Annotated in this window: 22 protein-coding genes; 15 read left to right on the forward strand and 7 right to left on the reverse strand. The window is 75.7% G+C overall.

Features of this window, described 5'->3' with window-relative positions; all coding sequences use genetic code 11:
• The first annotated feature begins 104 nt into the window (after nt 1–104).
• From ZF1_RS16155 to ZF1_RS16180, 6 genes are all read left to right on the forward strand, one after another.
• Nucleotides 105–1,058: a VOC family protein gene (locus ZF1_RS16155; protein ID WP_062395755.1), complete on the forward strand. Its 954-nt coding sequence runs from the start codon at nt 105–107 to the stop codon at nt 1,056–1,058.
• On the forward strand, nt 1,058–1,678 hold the full coding sequence (locus ZF1_RS16160) for an alpha/beta hydrolase (RefSeq protein ID WP_062395756.1): 621 nt from the start codon (nt 1,058–1,060) through the stop codon (nt 1,676–1,678). The genes ZF1_RS16155 and ZF1_RS16160 overlap by 1 nt, the downstream gene beginning before the upstream one ends.
• A gap of 9 nt (nt 1,679–1,687) precedes the next feature.
• The gene (locus tag ZF1_RS16165; protein WP_482637663.1) at nt 1,688–4,771 is read left to right on the forward strand and encodes an SNF2-related protein; all 3,084 of its coding nucleotides are present in this window, start codon (nt 1,688–1,690) and stop codon (nt 4,769–4,771) included.
• Nucleotides 4,764–5,591 carry an SWIM zinc finger family protein gene (locus tag ZF1_RS16170; RefSeq protein ID WP_482637664.1) on the forward strand — a complete coding sequence of 276 codons (828 nt, stop codon included), beginning with the start codon at nt 4,764–4,766 and terminating at the stop codon, nt 5,589–5,591. Before ZF1_RS16165 ends, ZF1_RS16170 begins: the two co-directional genes overlap by 8 nt.
• A gap of 61 nt (nt 5,592–5,652) precedes the next feature.
• The gene (locus ZF1_RS16175; RefSeq protein WP_208819176.1) at nt 5,653–5,928 is read left to right on the forward strand and encodes a helix-turn-helix transcriptional regulator; all 276 of its coding nucleotides are present in this window, start codon (nt 5,653–5,655) and stop codon (nt 5,926–5,928) included.
• Complete coding sequence (locus tag ZF1_RS16180) at nt 5,921–6,421, forward strand: hypothetical protein (RefSeq protein ID WP_482637665.1); 501 nt, start codon at nt 5,921–5,923, stop codon at nt 6,419–6,421. Before ZF1_RS16175 ends, ZF1_RS16180 begins: the two co-directional genes overlap by 8 nt.
• A 433-nt stretch (nt 6,422–6,854) precedes the next feature.
• On the opposite strand, the gene ZF1_RS16185 is transcribed toward ZF1_RS16180, so the two are convergent.
• The gene (locus ZF1_RS16185) at nt 6,855–7,187 is read right to left on the reverse strand and encodes a DUF3817 domain-containing protein (protein ID WP_208819174.1); all 333 of its coding nucleotides are present in this window, start codon (nt 7,185–7,187) and stop codon (nt 6,855–6,857) included.
• Between the two features lie 175 nt (nt 7,188–7,362).
• Here ZF1_RS16185 and ZF1_RS16190 point away from each other — a divergent pair, with 175 nt between their 5' ends.
• Genes ZF1_RS16190 through ZF1_RS16200 form a run of 3 tightly spaced genes read left to right on the forward strand, consistent with a single transcriptional unit; the run spans nt 7,363 to nt 9,799 of the window.
• Nucleotides 7,363–7,941, forward strand: a complete 579-nt coding sequence (locus ZF1_RS16190; RefSeq protein WP_482637666.1) for a TIGR03086 family metal-binding protein — start codon at nt 7,363–7,365, stop codon at nt 7,939–7,941.
• A 21-nt stretch (nt 7,942–7,962) separates the two neighbouring features.
• Nucleotides 7,963–8,889, forward strand: coding sequence for a TIGR03854 family LLM class F420-dependent oxidoreductase (locus ZF1_RS16195; RefSeq protein ID WP_482637667.1), 927 nt, complete (start codon nt 7,963–7,965; stop codon nt 8,887–8,889).
• Between the two features lie 40 nt (nt 8,890–8,929).
• A complete protein-coding gene (locus ZF1_RS16200) occupies nt 8,930–9,799 on the forward strand; it encodes a MerR family transcriptional regulator (protein WP_482637668.1) in 870 nt (289 codons plus the stop codon).
• A 22-nt stretch (nt 9,800–9,821) separates the two neighbouring features.
• Here the strand turns inward: ZF1_RS16200 and ZF1_RS16205 are convergent, their stop codons facing one another.
• Nucleotides 9,822–10,583, reverse strand: coding sequence for an SDR family oxidoreductase (locus tag ZF1_RS16205; protein ID WP_482637669.1), 762 nt, complete (start codon nt 10,581–10,583; stop codon nt 9,822–9,824).
• A 37-nt stretch (nt 10,584–10,620) separates the two neighbouring features.
• On the opposite strand from ZF1_RS16205, the gene ZF1_RS16210 reads away from it, so the two are divergent.
• A complete protein-coding gene (locus ZF1_RS16210; protein WP_482637670.1) occupies nt 10,621–11,139 on the forward strand; it encodes a DUF309 domain-containing protein in 519 nt (172 codons plus the stop codon).
• 122 nt (nt 11,140–11,261) lie between these two features.
• Entirely contained in the window at nt 11,262–12,773 is a 1,512-nt protein-coding gene (locus ZF1_RS16215) for a GDSL-type esterase/lipase family protein (RefSeq protein ID WP_482637671.1), read from the forward strand.
• A gap of 16 nt (nt 12,774–12,789) precedes the next feature.
• Here the strand turns inward: ZF1_RS16215 and ZF1_RS16220 are convergent, their stop codons facing one another.
• The 3 genes from ZF1_RS16220 to dprE2 all read right to left on the reverse strand — a co-directional run bounded on the left by ZF1_RS16220 (nt 12,790) and on the right by dprE2 (nt 15,888).
• Nucleotides 12,790–13,869 (reverse strand): dipeptidase, encoded by a 1,080-nt coding sequence (locus tag ZF1_RS16220; protein WP_482637672.1) that lies wholly within the window; start codon nt 13,867–13,869, stop codon nt 12,790–12,792.
• A 20-nt stretch (nt 13,870–13,889) separates the two neighbouring features.
• Nucleotides 13,890–15,014, reverse strand: coding sequence for an NDMA-dependent alcohol dehydrogenase (locus tag ZF1_RS16225; protein WP_482637673.1), 1,125 nt, complete (start codon nt 15,012–15,014; stop codon nt 13,890–13,892).
• A gap of 118 nt (nt 15,015–15,132) precedes the next feature.
• Entirely contained in the window at nt 15,133–15,888 is a 756-nt protein-coding gene (gene dprE2 / locus ZF1_RS16230) for a decaprenylphospho-beta-D-erythro-pentofuranosid-2-ulose 2-reductase (RefSeq protein WP_482637674.1), read from the reverse strand.
• 271 nt (nt 15,889–16,159) lie between these two features.
• On the opposite strand from dprE2, the gene ZF1_RS16235 reads away from it, so the two are divergent.
• Nucleotides 16,160–16,798: a nicotinamide mononucleotide transporter family protein gene (locus ZF1_RS16235; RefSeq protein WP_226357436.1), complete on the forward strand. Its 639-nt coding sequence runs from the start codon at nt 16,160–16,162 to the stop codon at nt 16,796–16,798.
• A gap of 22 nt (nt 16,799–16,820) precedes the next feature.
• A complete protein-coding gene (locus ZF1_RS16240) occupies nt 16,821–17,663 on the forward strand; it encodes a shikimate dehydrogenase (protein ID WP_482637675.1) in 843 nt (280 codons plus the stop codon).
• 37 nt (nt 17,664–17,700) lie between these two features.
• On the opposite strand, the gene ZF1_RS16245 is transcribed toward ZF1_RS16240, so the two are convergent.
• The gene (locus ZF1_RS16245; RefSeq protein ID WP_208819165.1) at nt 17,701–18,228 is read right to left on the reverse strand and encodes a hypothetical protein; all 528 of its coding nucleotides are present in this window, start codon (nt 18,226–18,228) and stop codon (nt 17,701–17,703) included.
• Between the two features lie 70 nt (nt 18,229–18,298).
• Between ZF1_RS16245 and ZF1_RS16250 the strand changes: the two genes are divergently transcribed.
• Nucleotides 18,299–18,664: a DUF2256 and DUF3253 domain-containing protein gene (locus ZF1_RS16250; protein ID WP_238590033.1), complete on the forward strand. Its 366-nt coding sequence runs from the start codon at nt 18,299–18,301 to the stop codon at nt 18,662–18,664.
• A 21-nt stretch (nt 18,665–18,685) separates the two neighbouring features.
• Nucleotides 18,686–19,495: a methyltransferase domain-containing protein gene (locus ZF1_RS16255; protein ID WP_482637676.1), complete on the forward strand. Its 810-nt coding sequence runs from the start codon at nt 18,686–18,688 to the stop codon at nt 19,493–19,495.
• 10 nt (nt 19,496–19,505) lie between these two features.
• On the opposite strand, the gene ZF1_RS16260 is transcribed toward ZF1_RS16255, so the two are convergent.
• Entirely contained in the window at nt 19,506–20,219 is a 714-nt protein-coding gene (locus ZF1_RS16260) for a class I SAM-dependent methyltransferase (protein ID WP_482637677.1), read from the reverse strand.
• Nucleotides 20,220–21,108 lie beyond the last annotated feature (889 nt).

A 21,108-nucleotide genomic window follows, 5' to 3' on the forward strand; every position in this document is an offset into this window, starting at 1 on the left:
CGCGGTCGCCGCCCGCCGGGCCGGTCCGGGCGTGCACGCGGACGACAGCGGTCTGCGCCCGTCGGCGATGTGCCGCGGTCGCGGCGTTCCTAACGTCTGCGCACGTGGCTCATGTCGAAGGCTCGCACCATGTGACCCTGTCCGTCGCCGGCGCCCAGGAGGACGTCGACTTCCACACGAAGATCCTCGGCATGCGCTTCATCAAGCGCACCGTCCTGTTCGACGGCTCGCTGCCGATCTATCACCTCTACTACTCCAACGCCGACGGCGACCCGTCCAGCGTCGTCACCACGTTCCCGTGGGCGCAGGCGGGCCAGTTCGGCACCCGCGGCACCAACCAGGCCCGCGAGGTCCTGCTGTCGGTGCCGGAGGGCTCGCTGGACTTCTGGGCGCAGCGGCTGCGCGCCCACGACGTCGAGGTCACCGACGTCGAGCGGTTCGACCAGCGGCGGCTCGCGTTCGCCCACCCGTCGGGCATCGAGTACCAGTTCGTCGCGAACGCCGCCGACCCGCGCCGCGGCTACGAGGGCAACGGCGTGTCGGCCGAGCACGCGATCCACGGCATCCACGGCGTCGGGGTGCACATGACCACCCCGGACCGGATGGTCGAGTTCGCCGACACCTCGTTCTTCGCCCAGGGCGCCCCCGCCGAGGACGGCGACGTGTTCGGCCTGCGGATCGGCGACGCGAAGGTCGGCAACCACCTGGAGATCACCGTCAACCGGCACGACGACCAGGGCACCTGGCGCTACGGCGCGGGCACCTACCACCACTTCGCGTGGAACGTGTCGGACCTGGCGAACCAGGACGCGGTGAAGTTCGACATCGAGGGCGCCGGCTACACCGACATCTCCGAGCTCAAGGACCGCAAGTACTTCAAGAGCGTCTACGTCCGGACGCCGAGCGGGGCGCTGTTCGAGCTGGCCGTCACCCACGACGAGGGCGGCTGGACCTGCGACGAGTCCCCGCAGGAGCTCGGCACCCGGTTCCAGCTGCCCGAGCAGTTCGAGCACCGGCGCGAGGAGATCTTCGCCAAGCTGGAACCGATCGAGGGCTGATGGCCACCTGGGGGGATCCGGACGCGCCGCTGGTCGTGCTCGCCCTGCACGGGCGGGGTCGCGACCCCGACGACATGCGCGCCACCGCGGCGCGGTTCGGTGACGTGCCCGCCCGGTTCGTCGCCCCGGCCGCGCCGGACGGCAGCTGGTACCCGAAGCCGTTCCTCGAACCGTTCGACGAGAACCGGGACGCGCTGCTGCGCGCGCTCGACGTCGTCGACGACCGGCTGGCCCGGCTGGCGGACGAGGGGGTCGGCCGGGACCGGGTGGTGCTGTGGGGTTTCTCGCAGGGCGCCTGTGTGGTCGCGCACCACCTGCTGGTGCGCGACCCACGCCCGTGCGCGGGACTGGTCGTGTTCACCGGCGGGTTCGTCGGCCCGGACCCGGTGCCCGCCCCGCCGCCCGGGTCGCTCGCGCCGACCCCGGCGGTGCTGCGGTCGATCTCACGCGACCCGTGGGTGCCCGCGCACCGGGTCGAGGAGACGGCGTCGCTGCTGGCCGCGGCGGGTGCGCAGGTGGACCTGCGGATCGACGACGGCGACGAGCACGTGATCACCGACGAGGCGTGCGCGGCCGCGGCCGGGCTCCTCCACGCGGTCGCTGTCGGGGGTCGCCTCTAGCGTGGGGGTGTGTTCGTCGTCCACGCCCTGCACTCCCCCACCCGGGGCGTCCTGCTCTGGGCGGAGGACGGCGAGCGCGCTCCCCGCACCGACCGCCGATCGCTGCGCACGGCGCGGCCGCACCCGTTCGCGGTGCCGTCGGACGAGCTGGCCGCGATCCATCCGGGCAAGCCGGCGTCGGTGACGGTGCTGCTGCCCTCGCACCCGTCGGGCCCGCAGGACTCCCCCGGCCTGGTCCGGTCCCGGCCACGCACCCGGAGCCGGGGCACGCCGAGGCTGGCGCCGTGGACGGTGCCCGCGGTCGTCGTCGACCCCTCCGAGCTGACCGACCCCTCCGCCGAGGTCCGCTACGGCGCCGGGTTCGCCCACCTCGCCGACCTCGCCCGGCTCGCCGAGGAGCTCGCGGCCCGCGGCCGGGTGCTGCCGGTCCTGCTCACCGAGTCCGGCCGGCCCGCGGCGCGCTGGCGCCCGGTCGTCCAGGGTCTCGACGCGGTCGCCCGCGCCGACCTGGTCCGGCGGCTGCCCCCGGTCGCGCGGGCCGAGCAGCGCCGCCCGGGCGACGTCGCCGGGCAGGACCCGGACACCCTGGTCGACGCCGCGCTCGCCCGGTTCACCGACGCCGCCGTCCGCGAGCGGCTGGGGCGCAGCGCCGCGATGCCCGTCCCGCTGCCCGCCCGCGCGGACGCCCCGGCGGCGCTGCTGCACGCCTTGACCGGCCCGTCGGCGGACCTGCCCGCGACCGGTGCGGGGCTGCGGGTGCTGCGCGAGGCACTGGCCGCGTGGGACGACGTCGGCCGCGAGCAGCCCGGCGCCGCCACCGCGCTGTTCCGGCTCGCCGAGGTCTCCACACTGCACGACCCGGCCGACCCCGGCCCGGACCTCGACGACCAGACCGGCGACGGCACCCGGTGGGAGCTCCAGTTCGCGCTGCGCTCCACCGAGGACCCGAGCCTGGTGTTCGACGCGGCCGGGGTGTGGGCCGGGGAGGCCGACGCCCTGGTCTCCGGCGCGCAGGACGTGCTGCTGGCCGAGCTGGGGCGGGCCGCGCAGGTCCTGCCCGGGCTCGTGCCCGCACTGCGCCGGGCCCGCCCGACCGGGCTCGAGCTCGACGTCACCGGGGCGCACCGGTTCCTCACCCGGGACGCGCCCGCGCTGCTGTCGGCCGGGTTCGGGGTGGCGCTCCCGCGCGGGTGGGACGGGCGCCGCCCGCTGGGGCTGCGACTCTCGACGTCGTCGGCCCCGGCGCCGGGGGTGATCACCCGCGGCGGGCTGGGCCGTGACGAGCTGGCGGAGTTCCGCTGGTCGCTCGCCGTCGGCGACGAGGAGCTGGGCGAGTCCGAGATCGCCGCGCTGGTGGCGGCGAAGGCGCCGCTGGTCCGGCTGCGCGGGCGCTGGGTCGCCGTCGACGCCCAGGCACTGGCCCAGGGGCTGGACTTCCTGCGTCGCCACCGGGACCGGCCGCCCACCGTCGGCGAGGTGCTGGCCGCGGCCCGTGGCGACGCGGGCGCCCCGCTCCCGGTGACCGACGTGTCCGCCCGCGGGCACCTCGGGGCGCTGCTGGAGGGCACCGCCGAGCGGACGCTCACACCGGTGCCGGCGCCGCCGGGGTTCACCGCGACGCTGCGCCCCTACCAGGAGCGCGGGGTGGCGTGGCTGGCGTTCCTGTCGTCGCTGGGCCTGGGGGCGTGCCTGGCCGACGACATGGGGCTGGGCAAGACCGTCCAGCTCCTGGCCCTGGAGGCCCACGACCGGTCCGGCGGGCCGACCGGCGCCCCGACCCTGATCGTGTGCCCGATGTCGATGGTCGGCACCTGGCAGCGGGAGGCCGCGACGTTCGCACCCGGCCTGCGGGTGCACGCCCACCACGGGGCCGCCCGCCCGCGCGGCGAGGCCCTGCACGCCCGGCTCGGCGAGGCCGACCTCGTCGTCACCACGTACGCGACCGCGACCCGCGACGCCGAGGACCTGCGGGCGTGGCGGTTCCACCGCCTCGTCCTCGACGAGGCCCAGCTGATCAAGAACGCGCACGCCGCGGCGTCGCGCACGATGCGGTCGTTCGACGCCGGCCACCGGGTCGCGCTGACCGGCACCCCGATGGAGAACCGGCTGGCCGAGCTGTGGTCGGTGATGGACTTCCTCAACCCCGGCGTCCTCGGGGTGCCGGAGGTGTTCCGGCAGCGGTTCGCGGTGCCGATCGAGCGCCACCGCGACGCCGGGACGGCCCGCACCCTGCGCCGGATCACCCGGCCCTACCTGCTGCGGCGGGTCAAGACCGACCCCACGGTGATCGACGACCTCCCCGAGAAGATCGAGATCGTGGCCGACCACCGGCTCACCCGGGAGCAGGCGTCGCTGTACCGGACCGTCGTCGACGACATGATGGAGAAGATCGAGGGCAGCGACGGCATCGAGCGCCGCGGCAACGTGCTGGCCGCGATGAGCAAGCTCAAGCAGGTCTGCAACCACCCCGCGCAGCTGCTGCACGACGGGTCGCCGATCCACCGCAGCGGCGGGCGGCACCGCTCGGGCAAGGTCGCCCGGCTGGAGGAGATCCTGGAGCCGGTGCTGGCCGCCGGGGACCGGGCGCTGCTGTTCACCCAGTACACCGAGTTCGCCGCGATGCTGCGCCCGCACCTGTCGGCACGGTTCGACACCGAGGTGCTCTACCTGCACGGCGGCACCCCGAAGAAGCGGCGCGACGAGATGGTCGCCCGGTTCCAGTCCGGGGAGGGACCGTCGCTGTTCCTGCTCTCGCTGCGCGCGGGCGGCACCGGGCTCACGCTCACCGCGGCGAACCACGTGATCCACCTGGACCGGTGGTGGAACCCGGCGGTGGAGGACCAGGCCACCGACCGGGCGTTCCGGATCGGGCAGCGGCGCGCGGTGCAGGTGCGCCGGTTCGTGTGCCCGGGGACGGTCGAGGAGCGGATCGAGGACCTGGTCACGGCGAAGCGGTCGCTGTCGGACATGGTGGTGACCGGCGGGGAGGACTGGCTGACGTCGCTGTCGACCTCCGAGCTGCGTGCGGTGTTCGCGCTCGGCTCGGACGCGGTGGCCGACCTCGACGAGGAGACGGGGGACGCCGATGAGTGACCGGCCGTTCTGGGCGCAGGAGGACTTCACCGGTGGGCCGCCGCGCCGCGTCGAGGGCGGGATCCGGATCCACGCGGCGGCGGGCGCGGTCGCCCGGACCTGGTGGTCGGCGCGGTTCCTGGCGGTGCTCGAGCAGCTCGGCGTCGGCGGGCGGCTCTCGCGTGGCCGCAGCTACGCCCGGTCGGGGCAGATCGTGTCCCTCGACGTCGACGCGGGCGCCGTGGTCGCGCTGGTGCAGGGCACCCGGCCGCAGCCGTACCGGGTCCGGATCGGGCTGCGGGTCTGGGACAAGACGCAGTGGCGGCGCGTGGAGCAGGCCCTGGCCGCCGACGCCTGGTACACCGCGGCCCTGCTGTCGGGGACCGTGCCCCCGGAGATCGAGGAGCTGCTCGACGGCCTGGAGCTGTCGTTGTTCCCGGCCGCGGGCGCCGACCTGTCGCAGGACTGCTCGTGCCCGGACCACACGGTGCCGTGCAAGCACCTGGCCGCGGTGTTCTACGTGCTCGCCGAGCGCTGCGACACCGATCCGTTCACCCTGCTCACGCTGCGCGGACGCGACCGGGACGCGCTGCTGGAGCGGTTGCGGGCCGAGCGTGACAGCGGCGACGGCCCGTCCGCCCCGGCCGGTCCGGCGCCGCTGGCGGACCTGCTGGACGGCTTCTGGGAGGGCGCGGCGGGGTCCGCTCCCCCGCGGCCGCCGGACACCGAGCCGGGCGCGGTGCTGGACCAGGTGCCCGAGCCGTCGCTGCGGGCCGGCGGCGGGCAGCTGACCGACGCGTTGCGGCCGGTGTACGAGGCGCTGGCCCACCCGGACGCGTGAGGAACCGGGTGGCCCCGACTTGCGTCGGGTAGACGCGACTTGTGTCGGGTAGACTTGTCGTATGGGCAGGCTCTCCGCCGACGTGCGATCCGACGTCGCCACCGCGCGACGCCGGGCGGGCCTGACCCAGCGACGCCTGGGCGAACTGGTCGGCGTGAGCCGCCAGACCGTGGTCGAGATCGAGGCCGGCGGATACAACCCGTCGACCGCGGTCGCGCTGCGACTGGCGGTGGTGCTCGACACCCCGGTGGAGCAGCTGTTCGCGCTGCCCACCGCGGAGGCCGACGGGATCCGTGCCCGACGTGACGCACCGCAGACGGGAGGCCGGGATGCGTAGTCCGTGGACGGCCCTGCGCACGTCGCAGGAGCAGATCAGGAACGAGACCGACGAGCGCGCGGAGCTGGTGCAGCTGCGACGGCGCTGCCTGGAGCTGCAGGCGGTGGTGGTCGCCGGGGGACTCGGCATGGTCACCCTGCTGGGCCGCCCGCTCGGACTGCGGGACGCATCCGGGGCGACCTGGTCCGGTGCCGTGCTCGTACTGGTGGTGGCCCTGTTCGCCGTGTGGCTGGTCGCGCGGGCGATCGGCCGACGGCGGTACGGGACGCACGTGACGCCCGAGCGGGATCGTGCGGAGACCCTTCGCGCACTGCTGCTGCTGCCACTGTTCGTGGTCGTCGCCGGGGCCGCCCACTGGTGGGTGGGTGGCGGCCTCGCCGACACGGGGTTCTACGTCGTAGTGCTCGCCATCGCCATGGGTGCAGGACTGGGACTGCGTCTGTGGTTGATCCGGAAGCCCGCCCCAGGCGAAGACCGAGCCGGAGAAATGTGAGGGCCCGGTCGCCGTGGTCGAGCGACCGGGCCCTCGTCCCGAACTGACGCGCCGCTCCCACCACGAAGCGACACGTGGAACTTAGCCAAGGCTTACCTATGTTGTCAACGGCCTCCACCGGATTCCCCGACAGCGTTCCCGAACGACCGGCGGGCCGGCCGTGCCGTGGCGCGCGAGCAGACCCGAGCCGACGCTCGTGACCCCGCCGTACCCGCCGGGGGCGCCGCGACACCGGGGACATGGACACCGAGGCGCAGCACCGGCGACACGGCACCCGCACGGACCCCGGAACGCGGGACGGCCCGGCCGCTGTGGTCGATGCGGCCGGGCCGTGTCTCCCGAACTGACGCGCCGCTCCCACCACGAAGCGACGAACTGAAGTTAGCCTAGGCTTACCTCTACCGTCAAGAGCGGCACGGGAATCCGGGAGGACTCAGCCGACGACGGGCCGGCCGCGGGCCGGGTCGAGGCGGCCGGTGGCCCCGGCGCGCCGCTCGAACCAGATCGTCGTCAGCGGCGGGATGCTGGCGAGCAGACCGATCACGGTGGTGCGCAGGTCCCACCGGAACAGCCGGGCGGTCCACAGCGTGACCAGCACGTAGGCGACGAACAGCGCCCCGTGGATCGGCCCCATGACCTGCACCCCGACCTCGGTGGTGGCCAGCACCCACTTGAAGAACATGCCGATCAGCAGGCCGGTCCAGGACAGCGCCTCGGCGACCGCCACGACCCGGAAGGCCTTGGCGACGAGGGTCGGGTCGTTCATGACGGGTGCTTCCTCCAGGCGGGCGGGACGTCGGAGTCCACTCTGCCGTATCCGCCGCACCACCTTCTACCGGGTGTCGAAAGACACGCGGTGCGATGAGTTCCCGCACCGTGGCCGGTCGGAGCAGGCAGGGCCCCGCGACCGTGGGGCGCCGACCCGACCGGAGGTGGCACCCGTGCTCGATCTCGCCCCGACCGCCCGCGCCGTCGCCGACGTCGTCACCGGTGTCCGCGACGACCAGCTCCACGACCCGACCCCCTGCGACGGCATGACCGTCGCCGCCCTGCTCGACCACCTGCACGGTCTGGCGTGGGCGTTCCGGGTCGCCGCGCAGAAGTCCCCCGAGGCCGCGGGTACCGCGCCGAGCGCCGACGCCGCGCACCTCGTCGCGGACTGGCGCACCGCGGTCCCGGCCCGGCTCGACGCACTGGCGCAGGCCTGGCGCGAGCCGGCCGCCTGGGAGGGGTTCACCGCGGCGGGCGGTCTGGACCTGCCCGCCGACGTCGCCGGGGTCATCGCCCTGGACGAGCTGGTCCTGCACGGCTGGGACCTCGCCGTCGCGACCGGGCGCCCGTTCGTCCCCGACGACGACGCCGTCGCCGCCGTTCTGGAGTTCACCACCGCGATGTCCGCGCCCGGGCAGGAGGCGTCCCGGGAGGGCCTGTTCGGGCCGGTCGTCCCCGTCGCGGAGGACGCACCGGCGTTCCACCGGGCGCTCGGCAACAGCGGTCGCGACCCGCGCCGGGGCCGCTGACGCGGGGTAGCGTCGACCGGCGTGGTGACGTCCCCGCACGGCAAGGTCCGCATCGGCGTCGGCTCGGTGGGGCTTCGCGCCACCGACCCCGGCTCGGAGTTCGACGAGTTCGTCGACGCCCTCGAACGCGCGCGCGTCGACTCGCTGTGGCTGCCCGACCTCGTCTCCGCCCCCGGGGTCGACGCGCTGGTCGGCACCACCTGGGCGGCCGCCCGGACCCGGACGCTCAAGGTCGGCACCGGCGTCACGATCCTGCCCGGCCGCAACCCGATGCTGCTCGCGGCCGAGCTCGCGTCACTGGCGGTGCTGGCGCCGAAGCGGATCCTGCCCGCGTTCGGCATCCGGGCGGCGACGCCGTCGGAGCGCCAGCTGTTCCCCGTCCCCGGTACCCGGGCGGCGGTGTTCGAGGAGTCCCTCGTGGTGCTGCGACGGCTGCTGTCCGAGGAGTCGGTGACCCACCACGGCGAGTTCTTCACCCTCGACGACGCGACCGTCGCGCCGCGCCCGGCCCGCCCGCTCGACCTGTGGCTGGGCGGTCGCGCGGAGGTCGGGCTGCGCCGGGTCGGCCGGCTCGCCGACGGCTGGCTGGGCAGCTTCCTCACCCCCGACGAGTCCGCCCGTGCCCGCACCGTCATCGAGGCCGCCGCCCGCGATGCCGGCCGGGCGATCGACGACGACCACTACGGCACCAACGTCACCGTCGTGCTGCCCGGCGACGGGTCCGGCACCGCCGCCGACCACGCGCTGCACCGGGCCGCCCAGCAGCGGCCCGACGCGGACCCGGAGCAGCTGGTCGCCCGCGGCTGGGACGGCGCCGCCGAGCAGATCCGCCGCCACGTCGAGGGCGGGCTGACCAAGTTCGTGGTGCGCCCCGCCGCTCCGGCGCGGGACTGGGCCCGGTTCCTCGACGAGTTCGTCGCCGAGCTGGGGCCGCTGGAGTCCGGGTGAGGCTTGCTCCTCCCCCGACGGGAGGTCCCACACTGCGACCATGTTGAGCATCGGGGAGTTCGCCCGGATCACCGGCCTCACCGTCAAGGCCCTGCGGCACTACGACGAGCGCGACCTCATCAGGCCGACCCGGGTCGACCCGTTCACCCGGCACCGGTCCTACGGCAACGGGCAGCTCGCTGACGCCGTGCTCGTCGCAGCCCTGCGCACGGCGGACATGCCCCTGGAACGGATCCGGGCCGCCCTGACCTCCCCGGCCGACGCCCGCGCGGCGATGGCCGGGTTCCGCTCCGAGCTGGCCGCGGCCCGAGCCGCACAGGACGCCGCCCTCGCCGCCGCGGAGGTGTTCGTCGACGCGTTCGCCGACCCCGGTCCGGTCCTCGAGCGGGACGTCGACGCCCGGCACTGGGCCGGCGTCGAGCTGAGCGTCCCCGTACCCGACGATCCGGAGACCACCGCCGGGGCCGACGCGGCGCTGTCCCGGGCCGCCGGACGGCTGCGCGCCGAGCTCGAGCACGCCGGGGCGTCGCCGCAGCAGCCGATGTGGACGGCGATGGCCGAGGGCGACGACGGCGCGGCCCTGGTGACGCTGTGCTGGCCACTCACCGCACCGGCCCCGCAGGGGCTGCCGACGACCGTCGAGGACCTGCCCGTCCGTACCGGGACCCTGTCGAGGCGTCGTGAGCTCGTCGCACGCTGGGATCGGGGGCCGGAGGACGCGACCGGCCACGGACTGCCGCACCCCGCGATGATCGCGTTGATGCACGAGCTGTCCGCCCGCGAGGCCGCGGGGCTGCCCGACCCGCTGGACGGCACCGACGCCCTGCGCCAGACCGTGTGGCCCACCGACGGACCCGACGGCTCCGCGGTCGTGGAACTGGCCCTCACCCTCGTCGCCCACGAGCGCTGACCGGGCCGGCCCGCGGCACGGCTCAGCGCGTCGTCCAGATCCCCCCGTCGACCGGCAGCACCGCGCCGGTCACGTAGGACCCGGCGGCCCCGGCCAGGAACAGCGTCGCCCCGACGACGTCCGACGGCTTCCCCAGGCGTCCGAGCGGGGTGGAGTCGGCGATCTCGTCGCCCGCCGCCTCCAGCGTGGCGCGCATCATCCGCGACGGGAACGGCCCCGGCGCGATCGCGTTCACGGTGACCCCGCGGCCGGCGAGGTCGCGGGCCAGCACCCGGGTCAGCTGGTGCACCCCGGCCTTGCTGGCCGAGTAGCTGTAGTTCGGCAGCTCGGGGACGCGCAGCCCGTCGATGCTGCCGATGTTGATCACCCGGGCCGGGTCCTCGGCCGACCCGGCGGCCTCCAGCAGCGGCAGGAACGCCCGGGTCAGGAAGAACGGCGCCTTCAGGTTGAGGTCGAGCACCTTGTCCCAGGCGTGCGCCGGGAACTCCTCCAGCGGCGCACCCCAGGTCGCGCCCGCGTTGTTGACGAGCAGGTGCACCCGCTCCTCGCGCTCCCCGACCTCGGCGGCCAGCCGGACGCACTCGTCCTCCGACGACAGGTCCGCGGCGATGCCGGTGCCGCCGATCTCCGCGGCGGTGTCGGCGCAGGCGTCGGCCTTGCGGCTGGACACGTAGACCCGCGCCCCGGCCTCGGCGAGACCGCCCGCGATCATGCGGCCGATGCCGCTGGTGCCGCCGGTGACCACGGCCACCCTGCCGCGGACGTCGAACAGTTCGGTGATCATGACGCACGCTAACCGGAGAGCTGGCACCCTCGCAGCCATGACCCGTTCCCGCGACCGCGACGACCGGGGCCGTGCCCGCAACGCCCGCCCCCGCGACGCCGCCGGGCGCCCGCTCCCGCACGGCGCACCCGGCGTCGAGCGGGTGCCCGAGGACCTGGTGCTCTCCCCCGCGGACGCCGTCACCGAGGCCCAGCGTCTGCTCGACTCGGGCCTGCCCTTCAACGCCCACGAGATCCTCGAGGGTGCCTGGAAGGACGCGGGCGACGACACCCGCGACCTGTGGCGGGCGCTGGCGCAGCTCGCGGTCGGGCTGACCCATGCCCAGCGCGGCAACGCCCGCGGCGCCGTCGCGCTGCTGCGCCGCGGCGCGGAGGGCGTCCGGCTGTGGCGGGTGCTCGACGTCGCCGTCCCGGCCGGGCTGGACCTCGACGGGCTGGTCGGGCACGCGGACGCCCTCGCGGACGACGTCGACCGGGACGGCCCCGGCGCCGTCACGGCGGCGCGGCTCGCCCCGCGGCTGCGGGGGACCCGGGCGCCGGGGAGCCCGGGAATCTGACACAGCGCGGCCGCGCGCCGGGGAGTCCGACGCCACCCCACGACGTCCGTGACTCCGGCCCCTCCCCCGGGCCACCATGGGGCCGTGCCCCACCACCCCGTGTCCCGCCCCGCACACTGACGGTGGCCGCCCGTCCCACCTCCCGGTCCTGGCCCCGCGCGCTGCTGCGTGAGGCCCGGTCGCTGCCCACACTGGCGTTGCTCGGGCTGATCGCCGTCGTCGGCGTCCCGCTGGTGATCCTGCTGACGCCGGAGAACCACGTCGAGGTGTTCGGCCAGGACGTCGGCGTGGGCGCCCGGGTGCCGCCCCTGACGCTGTCGGGGCCCGCGCAGATCGCCCAGCTCGGCAACGCCGAGTTCGACCTCACGACCGTGCAGGTGTGGGGTCCGATCCGGCCGCGGCTGTCGATCGGGCCGTTGAAGCGGCCCGCCGACAACGGCCCGGTGCTGGGCCCGCACACGGTCGACGGCGCGGGCGACGCGGTCCGCGACCTCGGTGAGGGGTTCGTGACCTGGTACCTGTGGGGCGCCGCGGGCATGGTGCTGGTCGCGCTGCTGGGCAGCGGGCTGACGGCGACCGCACGGCTGCTGCTGGCGCTGCGCCGGACCCGCACCCGCCGGTACCGGCCGGTGCACTGGGACGACCTGGCCGGGCCGATCGGTCGGATGACCGTCGTCGCGGTGACCGCCTCGGTGCTGCTGTGGGCGGGCGCCGGGGTCGCCGCGCTGCACGGCACCCTCACCGGTCTGGGGCGGGTCACCTCGCTGACCGACCTGGTCGGGGCGGCGACGGTCACCCCGTCGCCGGTCGGGCCCGCGGTCACCGGGGTCGCGGGCGCGGTGATCGGGGACTCCCGCGCGGCCCGGATCGGCGGCCCGCCACTGCGGCAGGACGACGGCACCGTCACCCCCGAGGACCGCGCCTGCGGGCGCAGCACCGACTCCACCGCCGCCGAGCTGGCCCGGCTGCGCGGCGAGGACGTCCTGAACCTGGCCTGCGCCGGGGCGGGCGTCGCAACCGGGCTGCGCGGGCCGCAGCTGCGCGAGGGCGTCACCGTCGACCCCCAGGTCGGGCGGCTCAAGCAGGTCCGGAACCTGCAGTGGGTGGTCGTCGCGGTCGGCCCGAACGACCTGGCCTGGTCGGACTTCCTGCTGTACTGCTACGGCCTCGCCACCTGCGACGACCGGCTCTCCGACGGCGAGTTCGAGTCCCGCCTCGCCGGGTTCGCCCGTGACGTCGGCGCCCTGTTCACCGACCTCGACACGCTGCCGGGGCGCCCGCGGGTGGTGGTCACCCTGTCCTACGACCCGTTCCCGGCCCGGTTCGACCCGACCTGCGCGGACATGCGCGGCCCGGCCGGCACCCCGGGTCTGGACCAGGCCAAGCTCGACCTGCTCGCCGAGCGGAACCGCCGGCTCAACGACGTGCTGGCCGACGGCGCCGCCCGCTTCGGGTTCGGCACCGCCGCGCCCGCCCTGGCACCGCTGTGCGACCCGGACCGCGACCGGATGCCGCCGGACATCATGGGGCTCGCCACCCCCGACCCGTTCCACCCGACGGCGGTCGGCTCGCTGCGGATCGCGGCGTCGGCGGCGACGGCCCTGGCCGGCCCGCGCCCCGCCGGGACGCCGTGACCCCCTGCCGGGCCGCTCAGGCGTCGGCGTCGCGCAGCACCCGCAACGCGTTGCGGTGGGCCAGCTTCGCCAGGTCCTCCGTGCTCCATCCGCGGTCGGCGAGTGCGTCGAGCAGGCGCGGGTAGGTGGACACGTCGGAGAGCTCGTCGGGCAGGTCGGTGGTGCCGTCGTAGTCCCCGCCGATGCCGACGTGGTCGATGCCCGCGGCCTCGCGCAGGTGCTCGACGTGCGCCACGACGTCGGCGAGGGTGGCGCGCGGCTGCACGGGCCCGTCCCAGGTCTCGACGAACCGGTTGCGGGCGGCGAGGTCGCGGTGGTCGGCCCCGGCGTCGGCCATCGCCTCCCCCAGCCGCTGGTCCCACTCGGTCACGGCGGCGGAGACGAAGCGCGGCACGAACGTCGCCATGGCCACGCCGCCGTTGCCGGGCAGCGCCTCCAGCACGTCGGCGGGCACGTTGCGCGGGTGGTCGGTGACGGCGCGGGCGCCGGAGTGGGTGAACAGCACCGGCCGGGTGGTGACGGCGAGGGCCTGGTGCATCGTCGCCGGAGCGACGTGCGAGAGGTCGACGATCATGCCGATGCGGTTCATCTCGGCGACGACCCCGCGGCCGAACTCCGACAGCCCGTCGAGGCGGGGCGTGTCGGTGGCCGAGTCGGCCCAGTTGTTGTTCAGGTTGTGGGTCAGGGTCAGGTAGCGGACCCCGAGCCCGCGCAGGACCCGCAGCACGGCGAGGGAGTCGGCGATGCAGTGCCCGCCCTCCGCCCCCATCAGGGAGGCGACCCGCCCGGAGCCGACGACGGCGTCGACGTCGTCGGCGGTGTCGGCGAACGCCAGGGCGTCCGGGTGGGCGGCGAGCAGCCGCCGCACCCGGTCCACCTGGTCGAGCACCGCGGTGACGGCCTCGTCGTGGCCCAGCTCGCCGGGTACGTAGACCGACCAGAACTGGGCGCCGACCCCGCCGGCCCGCAGCCGCGGGAGGTCGGTGTGCAGCCGCGGGTCCCCGGCGGCGACGTCCGGCTCGCGCGCCGGGTCGCCGCCGGAGAGCTCGCGCAGCGCCCAGGGCAGGTCGTTGTGTCCGTCGAGTACGTAGACCATGCCCCGGAGCCTGCCAGTGCTCAGTAGCGGATGACGCCCCGGATGTTCTTGCCCGCGTGCATGTCCTCGTAGGCCGTCGCGACCTGGTCCAGTGTGTAGGTGGTGGTGACCAGCTCGTCGAGCTTCAGCGCGCCGGCGCGGTAGAGCTCCAGCTGGCGCAGGATGTCCCAGTTCGGGTTGGACATGCCGAACATCGCGCCCTGGATGCGCTTCTGGAACAGGGTGACGTCGGCCAGCGACACCGGCAGCGGCTCGGTGGAGTTGATGTCACCGAGCGCGGTGACGACGACGGTGCCCGCCTTGCGGATCGAGGCCATCGCCTGCCCGACGTGGTCGGGCTTGACGACGCCGACGGTCACGATGGTCTGGTCGGCGCCCTGACCGTTGGTGAACTGCTTCGCGATCTCGGTGGCCTCCTCCATCGTCTCCACCGCGTGCGTGGCGCCGAGCTCCTGGGCCTTCTCACGCTTCAGCGCGACCGGGTCGACGGCGATGATGTTCGCCGCGCCCGCGTGCGAGGCACCCTGGACCGCGTTGATCCCGATGCCGCCGATGCCCATGACGATCGTGGTGTGGCCCGGTTGCACGCCGCCGGCGTTGACCGCGGAGCCCCAGCCGGTGCCGACGCCGCAGCCGACGAGGCAGGCGACCTCGAGCGGGATGTCGTCGGGGACCTTCACGCAGGAGTCCTCGGAGACCAGGGTGGTCTCGCAGAAGGTCGAGATGCCGCACATCTGGCCGACCGGGGTGCCGTCGTCGGCGAGCCGCAGGCGGGTGGTGGGCTCCTCCCAGCGGGTGCCGGCGAGCAGGCCCGCGCCGAGGTCGCAGAGGTTCTGCATGCCGCTGGCGCACCAGCGACAGTGCCCGCAGGAGGGCAGGAACGAGAAGACGACGTGGTCGCCCTCCTTGAGGCCCTTCTTGTTGGCCCCGGCGCGGGTGACGATGCCGGAGCCCTCGTGGCCACCGGCGAACGGGTAGGTCCCGACCGGGATGTCCCCGGTGGCGATGTGGTCGTCGGAGTGGCACAGCCCCGACGCGACCATCTTGACCTCGATCTCGCCGGCGCGCGGCTCGTCGAGTTCGAGGTCGACGACCTCGTACTTGCCCGGAGCACTCCGGACGATTGCTCCACGGGTGTGTCCCACGGTGGTTCACCTCAGACGTCGTCGTCCAACAGGATGCGCGCGACGATATGAGCCCGGTCACTCCAGGGGAAGTGCCACACGCAGATCGCGGGACACCGTCCGCCTGTAGACCGTGTCGCTAACGGGGCATCCGACGCCAGACGGCGCGGGGCAGCATCCGCAGCCCGAGGAACAGCAGCCGCAGGGTGCCGGGCACCCAGACGTCGGCGTTGCCCCGCCCCCGCCGGACCGCGCGCACCGTCGCGTCGGCGACCTGCGCGGGCGTCGACGACAGCGGCGCCGGGCTCATCCCCTCGGTCATCCGGCCGACGACGAACCCCGGGCGGATCAGCACCAGCCGCACCCCGGTCCCGTGCAGCGCGTCGGCCAGGCCGGAGGCGAACCCGTCGAGCCCGGCCTTGGCACTGCCGTAGACGTAGTTGGCGCGCCGCACCCGCACGCCGGCCACCGAGGAGTAGACGACCAGCGTCCCGCTCCCCTGCGCGCGCAGCACCTGGGCCAGCTCGGTGAGCAGGTGCACCTGGGCGAGGTAGTCGGTGTGCACGATCGCGGCGGCGTGCGTGGCGTCGGTCTCGGCGCGGGCCTGGTCGCCGAGGATCCCGAACGCGACGACGGCGACGTCGATCCGGCCGTGGCGCGCCGTCACGTCGTCGAGTAGCGGGCGGTGGCCTGCGAGGTCGTCGGCGTCGAAGGCGACGGTGTCCACCGTGGCGCCCGCGGCCCGGACCCGGGCCGCCTCCGCGGTCAGCGCCCCGGGGCGGCGCGCGGCCAGCACGACCGTGTCGGTGTCCCCGGCGGCGAGCCGTTCGGCGACCTCCAGCCCGATCTCGCTGCGACCACCCAGGATCAGGACCGTGCGCTCCGAACCACCCACACGGTGCAGCCTCCCACCCGGTGGCGAACCGTCGTCGCCATGGGGGCGGACGGTGAAGCCGGTGCGGTGCGGAGTCGACCCGCACGACGTCGTCGTGGTGCCGGTCGACAGCCGTGCGGTCACCCGGGTGCGCCGCGACCGGCTCGGCGTCCAGCCGGTCCGAGGCCGGTGTGGGTCCGCTCACACCGGACCGGGTGGGGATGGGCGGGGCCGGCCCCGTCGTTGTCTGCTGACACGGGGCGCGCCCGCCGCGTCCGGGAAGGGGACCGTCGTGGACCTCCTGCTGCACCACGGGCTGACCGCGTTCGGGCAGTTCGTGTCGTGGGCCGAGCTCGTCGGGCAGATCGGCGCCATCGCCGTGGTGTTCCTGGCGCGCCGGCGCAGCCTCGCGACCTGGCCGGTGCAGATGGCGGCCTGCGTGCTGCTGTTCACCGTCTACGCCTCGGCTCACCTGGGCGGGCTCGCGTTCCGGCAGGTCATCGTGCTGGCCATCTCGGTGTTCGGGCTCGTCGCGTGGCTGCGCAGGCGCGACCCGGTCTACGGCCTCGCGGTGCGCCAGGCGAGCACCGCGCAGCGGCTCGGGCTGGTCGGGCTGCTCGTCGGCGGCACCGTCGTGATGGCACTGGTCCTCGAGGCGCTCGACGCCAGCTGGGCGCCCTGGCCGGACGCCGCGATCTTCGTCGGCACCGCGGTCGCGTTCCTCGCCCAGGGTCTGCGGTTCATCGAGTTCTGGGTGATCTGGCTGCTGGTCGACGCCGTCGGCGTGCCGCTGCAGCTGGCCTCGGGGCTGTGGTTCTCCGCCGCGGTCTACGTCGTGTTCGCCGGGCTGGTCGTGCACGGCTGGTGGAGCTGGGCGCGGGCCCGGCGCACCGTGGGGGCCGCGCAGCGGGAGCCGTCGCGGGCGGTCTGAGCCGCCACGGGATACTGCTCGGATGAGCACGTCCCCCGTCCGCCGCGCCGCCGTCCTCGGTTCCCCGATCGCCCACTCGCTCTCGCCCGCGCTGCACAACGCCGCCTACACCGCGCTCGGGCTGACCGGCTGGCACTACGACCGGCACGAGGTCGACGAGGCGGGTCTGGCCGGGTTCGTCGCCGGGCTCGGCCCGGAGTGGGCGGGGCTGTCGCTGACGATGCCGCTCAAGCGGGTGCTGCTCGACGTCGCCGACCACGTCGCACCGGGGGCGGCCGCGATCGGCGCCGGCAACACCCTGGTGTTCGAGGGCACCGGTGCGACCGCGCACAACACCGACGTCACCGGCATCGCGCGCTCGCTGCGCGCCGCGGGCGCGGGGGGCGGGCGCGCCGTGGTGCTCGGGGCGGGCGGGACCGCGCAGGCCGCCGTCGCCGCGCTGCACGACATGGAGGTCGACGCCGTCGACGTCCTGGTCCGCGACGCGGGGCGGACCTCTGCGCTGCGCGGGACGGCCGAGCGGCTCGGCACCGAGGTGACGGTGCACGCGGTGCTCACCGACCCGCCCGCCGCGGCGCGGCTGCTCGAGGGCGCCGACGCGGTCGTCTCCACCCTCCCGGCGGGGGCGGCCGACGCACTGGCCGGTGCGCGCTGGCGGCCGGGGACCGTACTGCTCGACGCCGTCTACGCGCCGTGGCCGACGGTGGTCGCGGGCGGCGCGGCGGCGGCCGGGGCGCGGATCGTGTCCGGCCTGGAGATGCTGCTGCAGCAGGCGGTCGCGCAGGTCGAGCTCATGACCGGACGTCCCGGTCCGGAGGCCGCCATGCGCGAGGCGCTCGACGCGGCCGTGCTCGCCCGCAGCTGACCCCCGGCCCGGCGGTGCCGCGGCCCGGGGGCGCTGCTCAGGCCGGGGTCCGGGCCGCGGCGGCCCGCCCGGCGCGACGCCGCGCCGGTGCCCACGGAGTGCGGCCCCACGGCGTCGCGACCGAGGCCCAGGTCATGAACAGGAACGCGGCGATGTTCAGCGCCGCGCCGGTGACGAGGGCCCGCCCGACCGGGCTCGTGGAGTCCCCCGCCGCGAACGCCACCACGCTCTGCTCCACCCACACCCCCACCGCCAGGGTGCTCCACACGATCACCGCGACGGTCAGCACCAGCTTGACCAGCACCCACCAGTACCGGGTCAGGCCCCACGGGCTCACGAGCGCGACGACCACCCCGCTGACCAGCGCCGCGAACGCCAGCGGGATGACCAGCCACCAGTCGACGACGTCGACGAACCGGTACGCGGCGGCCGCCGTGGCCGGGTCCGCGCCCAGCGCGACGCCGGCGAGCACGACGTTCGCCGCGCCCGCGCCCATCCACCCCACCGACACCGCGACGTGCACGAAGACCAGCCACTGCCGTACCCGCTTCCCCACCCGCGCCACGCCCCTGAGAATAAGGCACCTGATAATTCTCGGCGAGCGGAGCGCCGCGGGCGGGACGACCATGGCGGTCGTGGAGGAGAAGAGCTGCGTGGTCTGCGGGCGGCGGATCGAGTGGCGGAAGAAGTGGGCCGACGACTGGGAGCAGGTGCGCTACTGCTCCCAGGGCTGCCGCAGGCGCAAGGTCCGCCCGGTCGACACCGAGCTGGAGTCGGCGATCACCGGGCTCCTCGACCGGCGCCGGGGCGGGGCGACGATCTGCCCGTCCGAGGCGGCCCGCGCCGTCGACCCCGACGGCTGGCGCGACCTCATGGAGCCGGCGCGGATGGCCGCGCGCCGGCTCGTCGACGCCGGACGCGTCGAGATCGTGCAGTCCGGCCGGGTCGTGGACCCGTCGACGGCCAAGGGCCCGATCCGGATCCGCCGCGTGCCCGGCTGAACGCCGTGCCAGGCTGACCCCGTGCCCCGCGACACCTACACCCACGGTCATCCGGGCGTCGTCGTCCGGTCGCACGCGGCCCGCACCGCGGAGGACTCGTGCGCCTACCTGCTGGACCGGCTCACGCCCGGCACCAGCCTGCTCGACGTCGGCTGCGGCCCCGGCAGCATCACCGCGGACCTAGCCGAGCGGGTCGCGCCCGGCCGGGTCCGCGGCGTCGAGGTGGTGCCCGGACCGCTGGAGCAGGCCCGCGCCGGTGCCGCCGCCCGCGGCCTGGAGGTGGAGTTCGCCGTCGACGACGGCTACGCCCTGTCCGACCCGGACGACACCTGGGACGTCGTGCACGCCCACCAGGTGCTCCAGCACGTGTCCGACCCGGTCGCGGTGCTGCGCGAGATGGGCCGGGTCGCCCGGCCGGGCGGCCTGGTCGCCGCCCGCGACGCCGACTACGCCGGGTTCCACTGGTGGCCGCACGACCCGCGGCTGGACCGCTGGCTGGAGCTCTACCGGGCCGTCGCCCGCGGCAACGACGCCGAGCCCGACGCCGGACGACGGCTGCTCGGCTGGGCGCACGCGGCCGGATTCACCGAGGTGACGCCGTCGGCGTCGGTCTGGTGCCACGCGACCCCGCAGGCCCGCGCCGCCTGGGGCGGGATGTGGGCCGACCGCATCCACACCGGCGTCGGCCGGATGGCCGTCGAGCGCGGGCTGGCCGGGGAGTCCGAGCTGGACGGGATCTCCGCGGCGTGGCGGGAGTGGGCGGCGCACCCCGACGGCTGGATCGTCATCCCGCACGGTGAGGTCCTCTGCCGGGTTCCCGACCGGCCCTGAGCCGCCCGGGTCAGGCGCGGCGGTGCAGGGCGACCACGTAGTCGCCGCCGGACCAGGGTGCACGGTCCCAGGTGGACCACCGCGCGACCGGGTCGAGCCCGGCGGAGGCGCACCAGGCGTCGTGGTCGTCGGGGGTGGGCCAGCCCGGCTGCGCGGCGAACCCGGCCAGCAGCAGGCCGCCCGGACGCAGGTGCCGGGCACAGCCCGCGACCACCCCCACGCGGTCCTCGGCGTAGGGGATCACGTTGCCCGCCAGCACGACCAGCCCGAACCGCTCGGGCAGGTCCAGGGTCTCCAGGCCGGTGGTGACCCAGCGCAGCGCGGGCGCCTTGGCCCGCGCCGCGGCGATCATGTCCGGGTCCGGGTCGACGCCGACGACCGCGACGCCGCGCCGGTCCAGCTCGATCGCGACGCGGCCGGTGCCGCAGCCGCCGTCGAGGACGGGGCCGTCCCCGCGCAGCGCGCAGACCAGGTCGGCCTCGCCGTGCGGGTTCTCCCCGGCCGCGGCCATCGCCGCCCACCTGCGGTCGTAGTCGTCGAGGTCGACCCGGCCGCGCCAGGCCTCCCAGTCGTCGGGGAGCCCGCCGGGGCCCGGCTCACCGGGGTCGGCACGGGGTCCGCTGCGGTCGGACAGGGCCTGGTCGTCCGGGGCGGGGTCGTGCGGGGCGGGGTCGTGCGGGGCGGGGTCGTGCGGGGCGTGGTCGTGCGGGGCGTGGTCGGGCACCCCCGCAGGTTAGGCGGCGACCCCGGAGCCCAGCCGACCGCGCAGCCACCGGCCGACGCCCGCCCCGCGCAGACACGGGTGGAGCACCACGACGGGCTCGGGCACGCCGGTGTCGGTGCCGAGCAGCGCGGCCACGCCGACCAGGTCGCCGGCGGCGGTGCGCAGCAGCAGCGCCGGTCCGGCGACGGGCGCCAGCAGCCCCGCGAGGTCGGCGGCCGTCCAGTCCACGGCCGGTTCCCCGGCCAGGCAGGTCCGCAGCAGCACGTCGAGCTCGGCGGTCTCCTCCCCCGCCGCGGGTTCCGCGACGAGCTCGGCCCCGCCGGGCAGCAGCACCGTCGCCCGGGGCGGCGGGGTCGCCGCGCCCGCCCGCAGGAACGCCTCGCCGCGGGCCCGCTCGGTGACGGTGAACGGCGCCCAGTCCCGGGCCGCCAGCACCGGCGGGCCGGCCGGGGCGGTGAGCTCCAGGACGTGCGTCCCGGCCGCGACCGGGCCGGTGCCGACCTCGTCGGCGTGCAGGAGCGCGGCGAGGCCGTCGAACAGCCCGTCGCGGCCGCGGGCGGCGGCCACGAGGTCGAGCGCCCGGGTGGGTCCGTCGACCAGCTCGTGCGGGTCGGCCGGGGTGACCTGCACGGTGTCCGGGCCGGACCCGCGCAGCCGTCGCCGGATCACCCGCGACAGCCGGTCCGCGGTCACCCCGCCGCCGACGAGCATCTCGTCGACGACGGTGCCCGCGTCGCGGCCGTGCACCGACAGCGACAGGATGTTGCCGCCGACCTCGGCGACGGCCGCGGTCAGCCGGGCCAGCGCACCGGACTCGTCGGGCAGCCGGACGCGGACCTTGAGCAGCGGCGCCGGTCCCGGCCCGGCCGCGGTCGCGAGGACCACCGGG

This window comes from Pseudonocardia sp. ZF1, assembly GCF_056835605.1.

Excerpts from the sequence above, each read along its gene's own strand:
- ZF1_RS16160 (WP_062395756.1), top strand. The coding sequence starts at position 1,058 with ATGGCCACCTGGGGGGATCCGGACGCGCCGCTGGTCGTGCTCGCCCTG.
- ZF1_RS16170 (WP_482637664.1), top strand. The coding sequence starts at position 4,764 with ATGAGTGACCGGCCGTTCTGGGCGCAGGAGGACTTCACCGGTGGGCCG.
- ZF1_RS16175 (WP_208819176.1), top strand. The coding sequence starts at position 5,653 with ATGGGCAGGCTCTCCGCCGACGTGCGATCCGACGTCGCCACCGCGCGA.
- ZF1_RS16180 (WP_482637665.1), top strand. The coding sequence starts at position 5,921 with ATGCGTAGTCCGTGGACGGCCCTGCGCACGTCGCAGGAGCAGATCAGG.
- ZF1_RS16185 (WP_208819174.1), bottom strand. The coding sequence starts at position 7,187 with ATGAACGACCCGACCCTCGTCGCCAAGGCCTTCCGGGTCGTGGCGGTC.
- ZF1_RS16200 (WP_482637668.1), top strand. The coding sequence starts at position 8,930 with ATGTTGAGCATCGGGGAGTTCGCCCGGATCACCGGCCTCACCGTCAAG.
- ZF1_RS16205 (WP_482637669.1), bottom strand. The coding sequence starts at position 10,583 with ATGATCACCGAACTGTTCGACGTCCGCGGCAGGGTGGCCGTGGTCACC.
- ZF1_RS16210 (WP_482637670.1), top strand. The coding sequence starts at position 10,621 with ATGACCCGTTCCCGCGACCGCGACGACCGGGGCCGTGCCCGCAACGCC.
- ZF1_RS16220 (WP_482637672.1), bottom strand. The coding sequence starts at position 13,869 with ATGGTCTACGTACTCGACGGACACAACGACCTGCCCTGGGCGCTGCGC.
- ZF1_RS16240 (WP_482637675.1), top strand. The coding sequence starts at position 16,821 with ATGAGCACGTCCCCCGTCCGCCGCGCCGCCGTCCTCGGTTCCCCGATC.